13 protein-coding genes are annotated in these 16163 nt (G+C 61.3%); 6 read left to right on the forward strand and 7 right to left on the reverse strand.

Features of this window, described 5'->3' with window-relative positions; all coding sequences use genetic code 11:
- Window positions 1-181 precede the first annotated feature (181 nt).
- The gene (locus E5673_RS08035; RefSeq protein WP_136189578.1) at window positions 182-3286 is read left to right on the forward strand and encodes a TonB-dependent receptor; all 3105 of its coding nucleotides are present in this window, start codon (window positions 182-184) and stop codon (window positions 3284-3286) included.
- A 251-nt stretch (window positions 3287-3537) separates the two neighbouring features.
- On the opposite strand, the gene E5673_RS08040 is transcribed toward E5673_RS08035, so the two are convergent.
- The 3 genes from E5673_RS08040 to E5673_RS08050 form a co-directional block, all read right to left on the reverse strand.
- On the reverse strand, window positions 3538-5337 hold the full coding sequence (locus E5673_RS08040; protein ID WP_136189579.1) for a TniQ family protein: 1800 nt from the start codon (window positions 5335-5337) through the stop codon (window positions 3538-3540).
- A gap of 92 nt (window positions 5338-5429) precedes the next feature.
- Window positions 5430-6593, reverse strand: a complete 1164-nt coding sequence (gene tcmP / locus E5673_RS08045; RefSeq protein ID WP_168711585.1) for a three-Cys-motif partner protein TcmP — start codon at window positions 6591-6593, stop codon at window positions 5430-5432.
- Window positions 6593-7333: a phage Gp37/Gp68 family protein gene (locus E5673_RS08050; RefSeq protein WP_136189581.1), complete on the reverse strand. Its 741-nt coding sequence runs from the start codon at window positions 7331-7333 to the stop codon at window positions 6593-6595. The genes tcmP and E5673_RS08050 overlap by 1 nt, the downstream gene beginning before the upstream one ends.
- A gap of 178 nt (window positions 7334-7511) precedes the next feature.
- On the opposite strand from E5673_RS08050, the gene E5673_RS08055 reads away from it, so the two are divergent.
- The gene (locus tag E5673_RS08055; RefSeq protein WP_136189582.1) at window positions 7512-8792 is read left to right on the forward strand and encodes a three-Cys-motif partner protein TcmP; all 1281 of its coding nucleotides are present in this window, start codon (window positions 7512-7514) and stop codon (window positions 8790-8792) included.
- A 338-nt stretch (window positions 8793-9130) separates the two neighbouring features.
- Here E5673_RS08055 and E5673_RS08060 read toward each other — a convergent pair whose 3' ends face one another.
- A complete protein-coding gene (locus tag E5673_RS08060; RefSeq protein WP_136189583.1) occupies window positions 9131-9658 on the reverse strand; it encodes a hypothetical protein in 528 nt (175 codons plus the stop codon).
- Window positions 9659-9948: 290 nt separating this feature from the next.
- Here E5673_RS08060 and E5673_RS08065 point away from each other — a divergent pair, with 290 nt between their 5' ends.
- The 4 genes from E5673_RS08065 to E5673_RS08080 are packed head-to-tail and all read left to right on the forward strand — an operon-like array spanning window position 9949 to window position 13299.
- The gene (locus E5673_RS08065) at window positions 9949-10200 is read left to right on the forward strand and encodes a hypothetical protein (protein ID WP_168711586.1); all 252 of its coding nucleotides are present in this window, start codon (window positions 9949-9951) and stop codon (window positions 10198-10200) included.
- Window positions 10197-11609 (forward strand): His-Xaa-Ser system radical SAM maturase HxsB, encoded by a 1413-nt coding sequence (hxsB, locus tag E5673_RS08070; protein WP_136189585.1) that lies wholly within the window; start codon window positions 10197-10199, stop codon window positions 11607-11609. Before E5673_RS08065 ends, hxsB begins: the two co-directional genes overlap by 4 nt.
- Complete coding sequence (hxsC, locus tag E5673_RS08075; protein WP_136189586.1) at window positions 11606-12688, forward strand: His-Xaa-Ser system radical SAM maturase HxsC; 1083 nt, start codon at window positions 11606-11608, stop codon at window positions 12686-12688. The genes hxsB and hxsC overlap by 4 nt, the downstream gene beginning before the upstream one ends.
- Window positions 12685-13299, forward strand: coding sequence for a peptidoglycan-binding protein (locus E5673_RS08080; RefSeq protein ID WP_136189587.1), 615 nt, complete (start codon window positions 12685-12687; stop codon window positions 13297-13299). The genes hxsC and E5673_RS08080 overlap by 4 nt, the downstream gene beginning before the upstream one ends.
- 474 nt (window positions 13300-13773) lie before the next feature.
- On the opposite strand, the gene E5673_RS08085 is transcribed toward E5673_RS08080, so the two are convergent.
- Genes E5673_RS08085 through E5673_RS08095 form a run of 3 tightly spaced genes read right to left on the reverse strand, consistent with a single transcriptional unit; the run spans window position 13774 to window position 16096 of the window.
- Entirely contained in the window at window positions 13774-14634 is an 861-nt protein-coding gene (locus tag E5673_RS08085) for an AAA family ATPase (RefSeq protein WP_136189588.1), read from the reverse strand.
- A complete protein-coding gene (locus tag E5673_RS08090; RefSeq protein WP_136189589.1) occupies window positions 14635-15057 on the reverse strand; it encodes an ASCH domain-containing protein in 423 nt (140 codons plus the stop codon).
- Complete coding sequence (locus E5673_RS08095) at window positions 15035-16096, reverse strand: N-acetyltransferase (protein WP_136189590.1); 1062 nt, start codon at window positions 16094-16096, stop codon at window positions 15035-15037. The genes E5673_RS08090 and E5673_RS08095 overlap by 23 nt, the downstream gene beginning before the upstream one ends.
- Window positions 16097-16163 lie beyond the last annotated feature (67 nt).

Consider the following 16163-nt stretch of genomic DNA (forward strand, 5'->3'; position numbering starts at 1 on the left):
CTTGTGTGCACGCTATCGCAAGGAGATGGCGACCGCCAGTAGTGACGCCGATTTGCAACATTCCAACGCAAATGTTCTAGACCGGTATTGCTTCGGCATTGACTGGCGACGTGTTTTGACCAAACCAGTACGGGCAACCGGTATAGCGCTATCACGCAACCGGGCTTTTTTAGGGGTAGGTATGAACTTCGGCCATTCTGTTTCGCGGATCGCGCTCGTCGGATCTCTCGTGTTTTCCGCTACCACGGCCTTTGCACAGGATGTGCCCGCGCAGGCCGTGACGCCCGCCCAGGCTGCCGCGAGCACGCCCGCCGAAGCCAAGGTCGAGGCGGATGCCACCACCGCAACCACTGCCGTCGATCGCGACGCGCCGAAGGACGACACGATCGTCGTTACGGGATCGCGCATCCAGCGTCCGAACATGACGTCGGCGGCCCCGATCACCTCGGTCACCGCGCAGGACATCCGCGCACAGGCGGCGGTCAACGTCGAGGACGTGCTGAACCGCCTGCCGCAGATCGCGCCGGACAGCCAGCAGACCTATAACGACTCCGACGGTCGCCAGCGCATCAAGCTGCGCAGCCTCGGGTTCGAGCGGACGCTGGTCCTGATCGACGGCAAGCGCCTCGGCACGCAGAACGGCCAGGACGTCGGCATCATCCCGCCGTCGCTGCTCGAGCGGGTCGACGTGCTGACCGGCGGTGCATCGTCGGTCTACGGGTCGGACGCGGTCGCGGGCGTCGTCAACTTCGTCCTGAAGAAGGATTTCGAAGGCATCCAGCTCGACGGCAACTATAATTTCTACAACCACAACAACAAGGACACGGTCGTGTCGTCGCTGGCGCGTTCGTCGGGCTTCAGCAGCCCGCGCGGCCTGACCAACGATGGCGGTCGTGCCGACGTCACGCTGACCGCGGGCAAGAAGCTGTTCGACGGCGCGCTGCGGATCAACGGCTTCGTCAACTACAAGCATACCGACGAAGTGTTGTTGTCGGCGCGCTCGAACTCGGGCTGCTACCTGACGCAGACCAGCCTGAACGCGCCGCTGTCGTGCGGCCTGACGCCGAGCAGCTCGACGAGCGGCCTCATTTCGCCATTGGACGCGAAGGGCAATCAGCTCGGGCCACAGTACGTCAATAATCCGAACGGAACGCGGGCCTTCGTGCCTTACGGTCAAGGCGTAGGCAATGCGTCGAACTACTTCAGCAACTACGCCTATCAGCGTCCGTCGGAGCGCGTGAACGCAGGCGGCTTCGTCAGCCTGGACATCGCACCAGACGCCGAACTGTACGCATCGGGCATCTGGTTCCGCGACAAGTCGTACAACAACTATCCGGCGATCGCGGGCGGGAAGGTTCAGGTCAGCTGCAACAACCCGTTCCTTTCGGGCGGTCAGGCTGCCGCGCTTTGCGGTACTAATGCAGGCACGGGGACGTCCGTTCCGATCGACCTGCGCTATCGTCTCGGCGAGGGCAACGACCAGCCCGACGCCTATCTGAACACCGGCGTTCGCCTGACCGGCGGCGTTCGCGGGAAGGTCGGCAGCGCGTGGACCTATGATGTCGGCGGCGTCTACGCCCGCAACCATCAGGATTACTCACCAAGCTTCGTCAACTCGGCCAACCTGCAGAACTCGATCAACGTCGGTGGCACGCGCGCAGCCCCGACCTGCGCCACCACGACGGATGCCGCCTGCGTTCCCTTCGATATCTTCAGCGCCGGCAACACCAACCCTGCGCTGATCGATTATCTCTACAACCAGGGCACGTCTGCGACTACCGGCACGCTGTACGACGTACAGGCCAACGTTACCGGCGATCTCGGCAAATACGGCATCACCTCGCCGTTCGCGGAGCAGGGCGTCGCGATCGCGCTGGGCACGGAATATCGCAAGGATACGCTCAAATCGACTGCCGACAGCGTGTATCGCGCAGGTCTTGGCGGCACCGACAGCTACCTGAAGCAGGACGTCTGGGAGGCCAATATCGAGGTCCAGGCGCCACTGGTCGAGCACAAGCGCTTCGCCGACCTGTTGCAGGTGAACGGCGGCTACCGCGTGTCGAAGTACAGCAGCAATCCGAGCACGTTCAACACGTGGAAGGTCGAGGGCATCTACGCCCCCGTCAGCGATCTGACGTTCCGCGCCTCGTTCAACAAGGCGCAGCGCGCACCGACTGTCACCGAAATCCGCCAGGCGACCAACGTCGATTTCGCGTCGGGCGGCGCAGGCACGTTCAACGATTTCTGCGCACCGACGGTCGTCCGGAACGCCGACGGTACTGCCGTCAAAAATGCGAATGGTACGATCCAATACGGTGCACCAACCGCTTCGCGTGATGTCTGTCGGGCAACCGGCCTGTCCGATGCGCTCTACGGCAGCCAGACTCTGCTGTGCAGCAACGGCACCACCCCGAACGGCTCGGCGGCATGCACGGTACGCTCGGGCGGCTACACAGCCGATCCGGAAACCGCCTACACGCAGACCTATGGCCTGATCGTGAAGCCACGGTTCGTGCGTGGGCTGGTGTTCTCGGTCGATCGCTACAAGATCAAGATCAACGACTCGCTCGGGTATAACGACTACAGCTATTACACCGATGGCTGCCAGCGTTCGAACGGCGATGCGTTCTTCTGTCAGGGCATCGTCCGCAATCCGGGTACCGGTACCCTGTATTCGACGGCCGGGAGCAACCCATCGACTGGTTTCATTCGCCAGGGCACGACGAACTATTACACGTCGATCGCACGCGGCTATGATTTCCAGGCACAGTATACGCTCGACCTCGCCAGCGCCGGCAAGATCGACTGGAACTTCAACGGGTCGCTGACGACGTTCGCGGGCGGCCAGGACTCGCCGGTCCAGCCGGAGCGCAACTGCGCAGGCTATTACGGCAACGGCTGCGGCCAGCTGATCCCGAAATGGTCGCACGGCCTGCGCGCAACCTACACCACGCTCGACCGCGGCTTCAGCGCCTCGTTCAACTGGCGCTATGTCGGTTCGCTGACCAACGCGGACAATTCGGGTGATCCCGCGATCGGTGGCACGGACGCCCGCGCGCGGACCAGCTACTACCGCGTTTCGCCGAAGAGCTATTTCGACCTCGCGCTCAACTTCGCGATCGACAAGCAGTTCTCGCTGCGCCTGATCGCGAACAACCTGCTCGACAAGAGCGCGCCGATCGTTCCGGACTCGTACAACGTCGCCCTCGCGCGCACGAACACGATCCCGCAGCGCTACGACTCGCTGGGCCGCAACCTGGCCGTGGGTGCGACCGTCCGGTTCTGATCCAACGCTGGCTCGTGTCGGTCGACGCGAGCCAACGGTGTCGAATGAAGATCCTCCGTGCCCCATGGCGCGGAGGATTTTTCATGTCGGGGATGCTGGGGTTCGAACTCGAGCGCTAAGGATCAATGCCATGCAGGTGGCGGCGACATTGTAACTCGGGGCATAAGCTGTGAACTATATTGAGCGTCGCCCTCTTACCAAACTGCCTACGCACACATCGACCTGTCAACCGCATCCGGCATAAGCTGTGATTACATAGAAAAATCGGGCCAAAAGCTGTCATTTTGGTTGGGGGTGGTGGGCGTCGCGAGGGCGTTGCGCCATCCAGCTTCCTTGATCGTCACTTCAGGCGAGATACGGAAAATTTGATCGCTTTCCTGTTGTTGCACCCATTCAATGACGTCGCGCACTCGGTAATGCTTCTGGGGCATATCGTATTTCGGGCCGGTCCACATGACGATTCTTCTGTGCCATAGAGCCTTGTCGACCATCGCGTCGGCCTGCGCGACGCCGAGCCGAAGATACTTGCCCCAAATAGCCTCGATCTCGTCCGAAAGCCTTTTTATGGGTTGGTATTCGTCTCCCATCAGCCACCCAGCGACGATCGCCACGCGTCGTCGTCGCTGCAGGCTGGAGCGTGATACCCCGAGCGAGGCCAGACCTGAACGGGTGGGGTGCATCCTAGTCGCGGTCACGTCGCCACACAAAAGATCGAGCACTAGGTCTTCGGGTCTATACGGCGGACGGACGAGACGTAACGTTTCCGCGATCTCCAACCAGTCGTCGTGATCGTTTTCAGCCCTTAGCGCCTCGATCCTGCGGACAACGTCAGCAACGTCCGCGCGTCGCACCACCAGGATATCATCTGCCAGCTTATGGACAGGCAGGAGGCCCGTTTTCACCCAAGGTCGGATCCGTTGCGAGTTTACCTTGGCGGCGGTGCCTTGAAGCAGCGCCACGGCCTGCCCGGTGGAAATGGCCTCGTCTGCGGCAATGCTGCTCATCCCACTCGCCTTGGGAGCATGTCTAGCCAGTGTGGCCTGCGCTCCGAGCGTGCGGTTTCGCCGCGTCGTTGATCCCCCTATCTGAACCATGAAGTTTGAAGTGGGCTGGTCGACGAATCCTATGGGCGTTCCGTCGAGACCCAGCAGCTTCGACATCGCGAGGACGCCAGCGGGCGTTCCGAATCGGCTGATCAACCGGTCGCCGGGCATGGGCGGACCGTGCCTGTCTGAAATCAGAAACAGCAGCTCGATATACGCTTCCGGCCACCGCTTCAGCAGTCGATGCGCCCCGATCGTGATGGGCCTCGCGTCGTCAAGTCGGCGGCGCTTCGATATCTGATCGACTTTAGCGATCCTGTCGGGCCTGATCGGAGGCGCTGCTTCTGAAACGAGGGCTAGGCGGTGTATATTGCCCAGGCGCTCCACGACTGAGATCCTGTCGCTCAGGTCCAGCGACATGAAAGCCTGGGGAAAGGGCGAAAAGCCATATGCGGCTTGGGCGGGGGTAGGGGCAAACGCCGCCGCCATGTTCGTTTCCTCGATGCTGGCGGGAGTGCGAGGCGCGTCCGCGAGATGCGTGCCGCATTTCGGGCAGTTCCACACGAAGTTGGTGGCGCCCGTCGAGATCGGGTTCCCGCACGGGCAGCAATCGCTCAGCCGCACGCCGTGCTCGGCGCAAGCCGTCACGGGTTGCAAGGACCAGCTCTGACGCGAGTAGCCATGTTCCGCCAGGCAGGCCGGACAGATCCTCAGGAACGACCAGTTCAGGTAGGTGGCGCGAACTCGAGCGCCCGACATGACGACCCACCGATCGTCGCCTTCGCCGTGCAGGTCCCACCTCATCGGCGCCAGCACCGTGTCCGGCAGGCCAGTGACCTCGGCGAATCTATTCCAAACCCCGTTGTCGCTGCGCGGGGTGAAGACCTTGCCGGTTCCCATCAAGGTCTGGAGCTGACCGATCGTGATCAACCCGTTTAGGGTGACGAGCCGCCGGAGATAGCTTCCCAGATGTTCGTCCGGGTATGGATGTGGAGCTTTGCCGAGCATATCGGCAATTTCATTGCAGGGCGCATGCTAAGGTCGCGTTAGCGAATGTCTTTATCTGTTCGTAGGCTTGAGAACGCGGCGGCGCGCTCGCGTCAGCGCGTGACCCGATACCCATCGTCCGGGACCTGTTTGCGATGTCCCCAGTCAAGAAAGCGTATGTCTCCTCGGTCTTTCAATTCGGCCGCGATGCGCCCGAGCCGCGTCTTTCGGACGCCATACTGGGCTAGAATCGGTGGCCATAGAGCACCGTAGGCGATCGACTGCGGACCTATCGGCACCCTGTTCAACAGAGCCTCTCGTGCCAAAGCTTCCTGTTCCGCCATCCATCGCCCAGCGAACTCGTTTCCGGTCATGGGGCTGCCGAACATGTCGGCGGTGCCGAACAGGTCGTCTCGCTTGGCCGTCTGCAGATCGGCACGCACCTGATCCTGCGCCTTCAGAGTGGCGTGCTGGCAGTCTCGGAACACTTCGATGCCCTTGGTGCTGCGCGTCGCGTAGATCAGCGAATAGAAGGTTCGGTCCTTGGTCGGGAAGAGGACCGGGGTCTCCATCACGAAGGGGTATCCGCCTAGGCGTTCGACGACGGAACTGATCGCCGACACGAGCACCCGCTTGCGGGCTTCTGCGACTGTCTCGCCGGCCACGACCTCAAGGTCGTCGAGTTTCGCCTTCCAAGCGGTCGCTGGCATTAAGGCCTCAAGGCCGGCTTGGATGGCGGCGTTCGGCATTGAGGCCGACCAGTTGATCATCGTGAACATGAAGTTGAATACGACTTCGCAGTTCGATCGACTAAGCAGCGGCGCAACCGCGTGCATGTCGATCTTCCACCCTTTGGGATCCATTAGAACGAAGGAGAACGCGTCGTCGGGTATCGCCGCGAGCAGATCCGGCACGACCTTCACGAAGTCATCGTTGAAGGTTGTGATCGTAATGTCTGGGTATCGAGGGATGATCTCCTGGAGGCGTTCGTAGGCTTGCGGGTCTTTCTCGACCAGTAGGGCGGTCATCTTCCGGTCGCCACGACCGAGCCGGGCCCAGGCCTGCTTCGCACGACGAAGAGCTTCGAGAGCGATGCCGAACGAGGTGTCCTCGAAATTCTCGCCCTGATCCTTCCAGGGCCCTGAGAACCCGTCGACGTAGACTACGTCGCGATGGCTCGCGACCTTGAACACGAGCTTCTCAACGTAGTCCGCGAGGAAGTGGTGCTTGACGTAGGCCTGCTCGCGGCCGCCGTAGTTCGCGATGTCCGGTCGCATCAGGCTGCTCGGGACGCCACCGGAACGGGCAGCTCGTTCCATTCTCGCCCGTCCAGGTCCCGCCCGCCCGTCTTTGGCCTGATGCCACCCCATTGCTTGAAGAAGAACGCCACGCCTTGCTGCGCGCACTGGTCGCGGATCTCGCGAGCCCATTCGATCGCCATGGGTCTGGCACCGGGCCCGCTCTCGCCACCAGCGATCACCCAGTGGATGCCCGACAGGTCGATCTCGCCGACGGCACCGATGAGCGGTTCCACTGAAAGGAAGCGGACGGCGGCGGGTGCCTGACGGAGGTGCGTTACGCGTGCGCTGGAACGGCTGTCTTCAACGGAGACGCCGAACCACATGTGGTCCGGCGGCGTCGCATTGCGGTAACGACGCTTGAGGTAGTCCCGCATTAGCGAGCTCCGCTTCGTGAGCACCTGGAACACGTGCCAGTCGGCCTTCTCCATGGTGTCGAACACGCGATCGATGAACTCCCGAGGGACATCCTTGTGGAACAGGTCGCTCATCGAGTTGACGAAGATCATCCTCGACCGCTTCCACGCGAGCGGTTGCTCGATGCGCTCAGGCCGCAACGTCAGATCGAAGCCGTTCTCGAAAGGATGTCCGGGTATGCCGCGCCAGCGCTCCGAGAAGCGAGCCGCATAGCAATTGTCGCAGCCAGCCGTGATCTTCGTGCAGCCCGTCACCGGGTTCCACGTTGCGTCGGTCCATTCGATTGCACTGCCGTCGGCCATAGTCACGCATCTCCGGAACGAACCGTGAATCTGCCATATCGCGACTCAAGGCGCAACGACAATGCGCTTCGATCGTGGCGAAAGCGAGAAGCGTGAAGGGCCGGGGGCTGGACAGAAGTCGAACAAAGCACCCATAAGCTTGGTTCGCGACGACTGGACGTCGGAGAGGTGAATCTCGATGGCGGCAAGTCTGGGATATGATTGGATCGTAGGTGGCGCTCTCCCTGAGCTGGGGCGACATAGCGTTGCCAAGCACGAGATCTTTGACCGATATGTCGGCGCCTACATTCAAACGTTGACGAAGAGCCACCGCGTCCGGGAACTCAATCTGACGATCGTTGACGGCTTCTGCGGCGGCGGTCGGTATCTGCTAGATGGATCGGAAGTGGATGGATCTCCTTTGCGGATGCTTGCATCCGTCGAGCGGGCGCAGCTCGAGGTCGCGGCGGCACGGGCGAGGGGCGTCGAGATCAAGGCCGACTTCGTATTCGTAGACGCCAATAGCAACCACGTCGACTTCCTGAGGGATCTGCTGGAGCGGGAAGGGCATGGCGCGCGTATCGGGCGCGACATCCACATCGTGCCGTCAAAGTTCGAGGATGTCGCCGGCGAAGTGATCGAACGCATCCGGAAGAAGGGAACCGCACACCGGTCGCTGTTCTTCCTAGATCAATACGGTTGGAGCGCGGTCACGTTCGCGACGATCCGCGGCATCATGGGCGCGCTTCTGAACCCGGAAGTCGTCCTGACCTTCATGGTCGACAATCTCGTGAACCTGCTCAACGACCGGATGATAGGCACTGCCGGGCTCGCCGCCATCGATTTGGACCGCGATGACGTCCGAGACATGCTTCAGATGAAGGAGATGCGTGGTTGGAAGAGGCTCATCCAAAACACGCTTTACGAGCACATCCAACGCAATACCGGCGCGGACTACTACACGCCCTTCTTCATCCATCCGGACGGCGGATCGAACCGGGACTACTGGCTGCTGCATCTGTCGAAGCATCACCAGGCACGCGAGGAGATGGGCAAGATCCACTGGTCGATGGAGAACACGTTCGAGCATTTCGGGCGAGCCGGGTTCAATTCGCTAGGGTTCCAACCTGACCAGGACGTCCGCGAGGACATGCTGGATTTCGGATTTAACGACAATGCTCGGACCAGATCCGAGGTGGCGGTGGTCGATCAGCTCGCCAGGATGCTTCATGCTCGCGCGCTTGCCGGCGCAGGGCCGTTGACCAAGAAGGCGCTCTTCGCGTCGCACTGCAACGAGGCGCCTGTGATAGCCAGCATCGTCGACGCGGCATTGGTGCAGCTCCGCGAGGCGAAGGACGTCATGATAGCCGCACCGACCGGCGCTCTGCGTCGGTCGGTCAGGAAGTTCGATTGGAACGACGAGATCAGCCTGTCTAGGCAGCCTGGACTGTTCTCGGTCTTCGATCGACAGGCCGCGTAGCCCGGGACTATCCGGTGGCTTCTCGTCATTGAGCGCAGCTTTGAAAGCCGTGGCTATCTGGGTGTAGAAGCTTGGATGCGTGAAGCGAAGCGCCATCGCCACGACAGGTCCGAAGGCGACCAAGAACTGGTAGCGGATCGCACCGTGCGACTTCATCGACGTTTTCGACGATCTCGACCCGTGACGGTCTTCGCGACGTCTGCCGGCCCTGCCTCGCGCTACTCTGAGCGGGCCCCGATCAATGCAGATAGTTTAGGTGTGGAGTAGCAGCGATTCGTCGTTAAAGTCCTTGTGGGCGCGACGGAACAGAGCGGAATCGCGCCGTGGATCACCGCGCGCTACGTTTCTTGAGGGGATTGATTGAAACTTTCTACGGCATCTGCGTTCGCGGGTGTTTCGAGATCAGGCGACGTGACATCCGGATCGATAGGTATGACCTCGACTGCCTCGGCTGGTTTCGCCGCCGGGAGTCTGGCCTGCATCGCCGCGATGCGTTCGTCTGCTTCCGCCGCCGAAGCGCCCGCTCCAGTGACGGCACCCAGATACCTGGCGGCTGCGACTTCGCTCTGGAAGTAGGCGATCTCTCGGCTCATCGCGGTGATGTCGTCCTCCGGCACGGATGCGATCGCCTTGAGGTCAGCAGCCCCACAGACGTCGAGGCGTCGCCAGCTGAAAGCTCGCGACAGCGCGTCGTAGCAGTTCTGGCTGTAGATCATCGCTCCCGACAGGCCTTCGGCAGAGACGGCCTTGCGCATGTTTGCAAAACCGATCGACGCGCCCGCAGCGTTCAGGGCCTCTATGGGGGGCGGGGTCTGAGCGGCAACAGCTGAATTGAGCGTCTTTATCGGCGAATCGCTGATGGCCACGTCGGCAGCGCTGGGCGTCGAAGTCCTCGACGAGCACTTCGATATGTTTCCGATCAGGAAGAGTCCGCCGACAATCGCAATCAGCCAGCCTACGCCTGTTTTCGACGTCTTGGACGACGCAGGCGTTGTTCTCCCCGGCATGGCAGTTCCCCTTTTCCGGTGTCGAACATAGCGGTCCTGCAGAAGTGCTCAACCGGCTTGTTCGCCTCGAAATCGATGTATCGGCGCTTGTGTCGCTGTTGTGTCACGCGTAGCCTTCAGCACTTGCACTCTGGGGGAGGGTGCATTGCTTGGGGACTGATCACATCGAAGAGCTGCGGATAGGCGCCGCCGGTCCGTTCGAGGCGGCATTATATTGGTTGATCGCGTTTTATCCTTCGATTTCGGCGGATGGTGCCGAAGACGGCGTCATGGTGCTGCGATCTTCGCTGCTCAGCCGAAGTCAGATGGAGGACGCGTGGGCCTGCGCGCTCGCGAACGAGCGGCTTCTGGCAGAAAACGCCGAAGGCCGTGAAGCCGTGCTTTCGAGCTTGATCGCGTGACGTTTCTCCCCGTCAAGGCGCGCCCCATATCGCCCGGTCGGATGCTGCTGGTCGGCGATTCCGGCGCCTTCGCGGTGGGCCCACGGTCGATCGTAGAGCGGCTCGGCACCGACGCGCTGACGCGTGAAGACCGGAAGTCGCTTGCCCGAGAAGGCCTGCTCGTGGCCGAAGGCGACGCTCTCGGACAGGTGGCGCACGGCCACGCAATTGCGCGCCGGGTCGGCGGTGCGGGGGCTCTCGACTATCTGATCCTCGTTCCCACGCTCCGATGCAATCTGAGCTGCAGTTATTGCCAGGTCTCTCGCGTGGCGGAGCGCAGCACGGGCTTCGACTGGAGCGACCGCACGCTGACGGCGGTCCTTGAGGTGATCGACGCGTTGGAGGTCGACCAGGTCAAGATAGAGTTCCAGGGCGGCGAGCCAACCCTGCGACCGGATCTGATCCGCGCGGTGATCGAGCGATGCGAACGCTTCGCCAGGCGCCAGTTCGTGATCTGCACCAATTTGCAGCGCCTCGGCGACGAGGTGATCGCGCTGTTCGACCGGCCGGACGTGTTCATCAGCACGTCGCTCGATGGCGACGTGTCGACGCACGCGCGGCAGCGCACGGGCGACGCCGCCACGACGGACACGTTCCTCGAGAACCTGCGGTTCGTCGTTGATCGATACGGGGCCACCAAGGTGTCCGCGCTGCCGACGGTCGATCCCGCCTGTCTGCCGGACATGGACGCGTTGATCGACAGCTACGTGGCGCACGGCATCGACAGCGTCTTCCTCAGGCCGATCAACTATCAGGGCTTCGCCCGCAAGCGACATGCCGAGGTCCGCGAGCTGGATGCGGCATGGCGAGACTATCACGCCGCGTTCGTCCGGCGGCTGATCGAGCGGAACTGGACGGATCGGAGTCGGGTGCTTGAGGAGACCTACTTCAGCATCTGCCTCCGCCGCGTCTTCCAGCCCGGGGCGGATCGCCACGTCGACCTTCGGGATCCCAACCCGGTCGGCGTCGACTACGTGGTCGTGGACTATGACGGTCATGTCTATCCGACCGACGAGGCACGCATGTTGACCCGGTCAGGTGTCATCGATCTCGCGATGGGCGACGTGATCCAGGGTTGGCAGGGCGATATGCGGGACCAGCTGAACGCTCATGCGACCAACCGTTTCGATCCGACATGTCAGCGGTGTGCGTATCAGCCTTTCTGCGGAAGGGATCTGATCGACGACCTGTCGCGCTACGGTCGGATCGACATGCCGCGTCACGAAACGGAGTTCTGTCGCCGGCACCTCGCGATGTTCGACCTCGTCTTCGAGCTTATCTATTCCGATGAACCCGCCGTCCGTCATTCCCTCGCGCGTTGGCTGCGGCTGACCGGAACGCCTGGCAGGTTCGGAGAGGTCCTGTCATGATCAGACTGACGCTTCCCGCCATGTCGGATGCGGAGCGCCCCTATGTGGCGCGACTCGGCCGCACTGGCAGCTCGAATGGTGTTCACGATTTCGAACTGATCGGCGAGGACGTCGATGGCGCGACGTATGTGGGACGTAACGGCCTGGTCGCGATCGATGGCGCAACGGCTGCCGAACTCGAGGGCGACGTCATCATAGTCGACCCTGCGGGCGGACGGGCCGAACGCATCCTGCGCCGAGGGTCCACGCACAACACCCTGCTGGTGACCGAGCGCTGCGACCAGCTGTGCCTGATGTGTTCGCAGCCACCCAAGAAGACCCATGTCGACCGGTTCGCGCTGTTCGAGGAGGCCTGCCTGCTAGCGGAGCCTGGAAGTCTGATCGGCGTCTCGGGCGGCGAGCCGACGCTCTACAAGTCGGATCTGCTCGGCATGATGGAGCGCGTCCTCGGCGAGCGGTCGGACATAGAGTTCCACGTCCTGACGAACGGCCAGTTCTTCGACGACGCGGACGTCGTCCGGCTTCGAGATCCCCGCTATGGCCGGGTGACCTGGGGCATACCGGTCTATGCGGCCGAAGCCGTTTTGCACGACCGCATCGTCGGAAAGGACGGTGCCTTCGATCGGCTCGAGACGAGCATGGCGGTGCTTGCTCGAGCAGGGGCTCGGATCGAGCTCCGAACGGTGCTGATTGCCGACAACGTCCAGGCTCTTCCGATCCTGGCGAGCTACATCGCAAGACGTCTTCGCTTCGTGGAGGTCTGGTCGATCATGCAGCTGGAGCACATCGGCTTCGCCCGCACGCGCTGGGCGTCGCTGTTCGTGGATCATGCCGCCGATTTCGCGCCGATCGGGGAGGCCATCGATCAGGCGATGCTCCGCGGAGTCCGTGCCCAGCTCTTCAACTTTCCGCGCTGCACGGTGCCGGTCGCATGGCGGGGTCTGGCGCGCGCGTCCATCTCGGACTGGAAGAGGCGCTATGCCGATGCCTGCTCGCCCTGCCGCGAGCGCGACGCATGCAGCGGCTTTTTCGAATGGCACCCCACGGAACAGGCTGAGGCAGGAGTGAGACCGCTTTGAGACGCATCAAATACCTTGTTTCGGGACTCCTGGCGGCGGGTTTCGGTGGCGTCGATCCGGCGCAGGCGTTGTATGTCCGCAATCTCACGGGGCCCCGCGACGATCAGGACAATGGCACGCTGATGGACGTCTTCCGACAGGATCACACCGTTGTCCTGGCGGACCATCGCAGCCACTCCAGCCACTCCAGCCACCGCTCTGGCTACGGCGGCGGCGGGCACTACAGTCATACCAGCCATAGGTCGAGCACCGGAGGCGGATACTACGGCGAAACGATTGCTCCCGTCCGTCCCGTCTACACGCCTCCTGCAGTTCGATCCGAGCCCATTGCGCCAACTCAGCCTTCGCCGCTGTTCTCGCCCACCGAACGGGCCGCTGCGGTGGAGCCGGCCGCGAAGACGCTGTCGGGACGCACGAAGCGGTTCGCCTCGATCGTGAGGCGGGTGCAGATCGCCCTGCTGGCCCGCGAGCTGTATGTCGGGCCGATCGACGGGATCGTCGGACCCCGGCTGAGGGCTGCACTTCGCAAGTTCCAAGGGCAGCGGTCGCTGGCTGTGACGGGCACGATCACGCCACAGACGCTCGACGCGCTGATGGTTTCCAGTGATTGAAAAGTCTTACTCACCGCGGCGATATGCCGCAGCCAGGAGGCTTCGCGGAATGAGGTTTACGTAATTGTTGCGAACCTAATCGCGGCGACACGCGGACGTCCTGTTTCTGATGTGCCTAGAGCTCGAACGGTATCTCCCTGATCGCGCGACCTACGCAACCGGCGTGGAGCTTCGATATTCGATGTTTCTTGACGACGACGTCAGCTTGTTGGGGAACTGCCTGCCAGCAGGGCGGCATGACCCATAAGTTGACATTCAGCCGCTTCCCCGCGTTTCCCAATTTATGACATTCAATCATTCGGGTTTATAGATCAGCAGGCGGCAGCCGAAATATGTATTGGACGAAAAAAGTGGACGCGGCCCTCGTTCACGGACTGAGTAGCAAGCGACGGCGTCTAATGGCATACGTCGGACTGTAGGGTGCATCTATACCGGGCAGCCGACGATTTCGGTCGTGCAATTTGATCGGCCGGATCAATCTTCGCCAGATGCCCGGATCGCATCTATATCTTCGAGACGTATCGCCGTCGTTCGCGGCTTGCCTCCGATACTGAATGTCACAGCACCATCCTTATCGTCGAAGGTTAGTGCGGCGTTGTCTTCACCCAAAGGCACCTCCACACCTTCGCCGTCGCGGAGCGCAATCCAAATCCGAGCATGGCCCTGCGCATCGAGACCGTTGATCGCTTGGGTGATTTGCCGGATGTTCATGCCCGTCCCGCCCGATTGTGCTGTCGTATCTGTGAGCTCCTGGAATACGCACAGAGCCGAGGTCAGGTTCTCTGCCCCGTCCGTCGATTCCAGCACCGTTAACGGGGCGCCGCTTTGCTGTGCATAATCTTTACAAGCGGCAAGTGCTTGCTGCTGCTGATCGCGCAGCACCTCGACCGACCTAATTGGCCTCACCCGATCAGAGCAGGCACGACGATGGGCAATCGTCTCAGGGTCGGCGGACAGGAAGAGGTAATGACCTATACATAGAGGCTCTATTGCCTCGTATGGAATCCAGACCAGCCCCTTGTCGTTGTCGATCACACTGTGCGCATCGATCAAGACCGGTCGATTTTGCTGTCCCAGTCTGGCGTCACGCATCGCCAGCGCTAGTGCCACCTGGTTAGATCTGAGATCTTCGGCCGATGAAGTGCGCAGAGCCTCGTCGGTTATACCATGAGCCTGCCGCAGCAAGGTGCTCGCCTGCAGATGCAGGATATTTGGCATTGCTGCTACTAATCCAGATCCCAGCCAAGTCTTGCCAACCCCGGAAATGCCGAAGAGGCCGGCGACGGGGCCTGCCCGCGCGCACGCGACGCCGGGGCGTTCGCCTTCAGCTGTCATTCAAAGCAGTTCCAGTTGTCGATCGTCGCCTTTGACCCGGCCTAAGTCGTCGCTCACATACATGTAGGATTGGGGAGGTGTGAAGTTCTCGATCGCGGAAGCAGGCTCGATAGGACTGGCAAAACGTCGAGCCTCCGCAACTTCGATGGCGTTGGCGCTGGGCCTCCCGTCGAAGTAGCTGTCGAAAAACTCGCGGCTAATTCCGGCATATTCGGAGGTATGCTCCCATAGACCGTCCGGCGTCGCGGTTATGATCCGGGCGACGTCAAATTCGCCTATTATCATCCCGACCGGCCGCGTTACGTATAAGACGACCGTTTGCACCGACCGGTCGCGAAAGACCGAACGCCTGAACTCGAACCGCTTGGAGCCATCAAATATGCGCTCCGCAAATTCGGGTTTAATCGACAATAAGACCTTCATCTACCTCGCCCAATTCAATGATGCGCTCAAACTGGCCCAAGGTGAGTTCGCGAAGCTGCCACCGAGGCTGCTCGCTGACGCCAACGTCTTCAAGCAAGGCTTCCCGATTCGGCCTCTTTGGTAGCGCCAAGTTGTAAGTCATCTTCACCGCATAGAGCGGCTTTCCCGCGCCAAAAAGGTCGCGCAGTTCCTTCTCATCGAAGACGCTGTGCTCCTCGGCGAAGGCAACCAGAGCTTCTGCGTTCCCGAGCTGCTTTCTGCTCTGGACTTCCTCGACTACGCAGATTGAGGTCGCGACCGAACGATAACGGGCGCGACCGGGTATATCGGTTGTCCGATACGGGATCACCACATCCCCGCGCTTCATTCGCGTGAGTGGGACACCGCCAACATATACCTTATGAATGGTATTGGTGTGCGACACGTCTTGGAGGATGTCCGGAGATTCCGTATTGAGGATCGAGTCCGGAAATAGATTAGAATGATACTCAGGATAGATCGCCAGAAGCCAGAATTTGCGTTCAGCAGTATGGACAAATGGATAATCAGCTACAGCATCGCCCGTCGCAGCAGACATTTCGCGGACAAGTACGATCTCGGTGCCGTTTGGCGTCTTTTTCGCGGCCTGCTCAGCAAAGCCATAGCGCTTGAACAGCGCGATGAGCTTCGCGTGCGTATCAAAGACGGTCACGTAGATTTCCTCAACAGCCTCGCTGACCGCATGATCGAAAATCTTTTTAATGACGCGCTCGCCGAGTTTGGTCCCGTGAGCGTCGATCTTCAGCGTGCCTACTTTGAGGCGCCGCGCAGCCGGACGTGGAGGCTGAACGTCGTCAAGCGGGCCAGTCTCTACCTTGAGGTAAATGAAGCCGCGAAGTCCGCCGCTCTTCGCTTTTTCTATGACGTAGACGGGCTCCTTCGCGGCGCTCTTCTTCGCAAACCACTGAGGGAACTCAGAATACTGTTTCTTTAGCGAGTCGAAGAAGGCGTCTGCGAGGTCCACCTTGTCGAAGCCTACGAGTTGGAGCGTTTGAGCCATATCCCCCACTAGCCGGTGGCCACGACACCCTCAACCCGCTACTTTCTCACGGCCGTCTTTCGCGGCG

The sequence above is a fragment of the Sphingomonas sp. PAMC26645 genome, from assembly GCF_004795835.1.
Lineage (GTDB): Bacteria > Pseudomonadota > Alphaproteobacteria > Sphingomonadales > Sphingomonadaceae > Sphingomonas.

What these genes read in the sequence shown, in the direction of transcription:
- E5673_RS08035 (WP_136189578.1), top strand. Translation starts at nt 182, where the DNA reads ATGAACTTCGGCCATTCTGTTTCGCGGATCGCGCTCGTCGGATCTCTC.
- E5673_RS08040 (WP_136189579.1), bottom strand. Translation starts at nt 5,337, where the DNA reads ATGCTCGGCAAAGCTCCACATCCATACCCGGACGAACATCTGGGAAGC.
- tcmP (WP_168711585.1), bottom strand. Translation starts at nt 6,593, where the DNA reads ATGCGACCGGACATCGCGAACTACGGCGGCCGCGAGCAGGCCTACGTC.
- E5673_RS08050 (WP_136189581.1), bottom strand. Translation starts at nt 7,333, where the DNA reads ATGGCCGACGGCAGTGCAATCGAATGGACCGACGCAACGTGGAACCCG.
- E5673_RS08055 (WP_136189582.1), top strand. Translation starts at nt 7,512, where the DNA reads ATGGCGGCAAGTCTGGGATATGATTGGATCGTAGGTGGCGCTCTCCCT.
- hxsC (WP_136189586.1), top strand. Translation starts at nt 11,606, where the DNA reads ATGATCAGACTGACGCTTCCCGCCATGTCGGATGCGGAGCGCCCCTAT.
- E5673_RS08085 (WP_136189588.1), bottom strand. Translation starts at nt 14,634, where the DNA reads ATGACAGCTGAAGGCGAACGCCCCGGCGTCGCGTGCGCGCGGGCAGGC.
- E5673_RS08090 (WP_136189589.1), bottom strand. Translation starts at nt 15,057, where the DNA reads ATGAAGGTCTTATTGTCGATTAAACCCGAATTTGCGGAGCGCATATTT.
- E5673_RS08095 (WP_136189590.1), bottom strand. Translation starts at nt 16,096, where the DNA reads ATGGCTCAAACGCTCCAACTCGTAGGCTTCGACAAGGTGGACCTCGCA.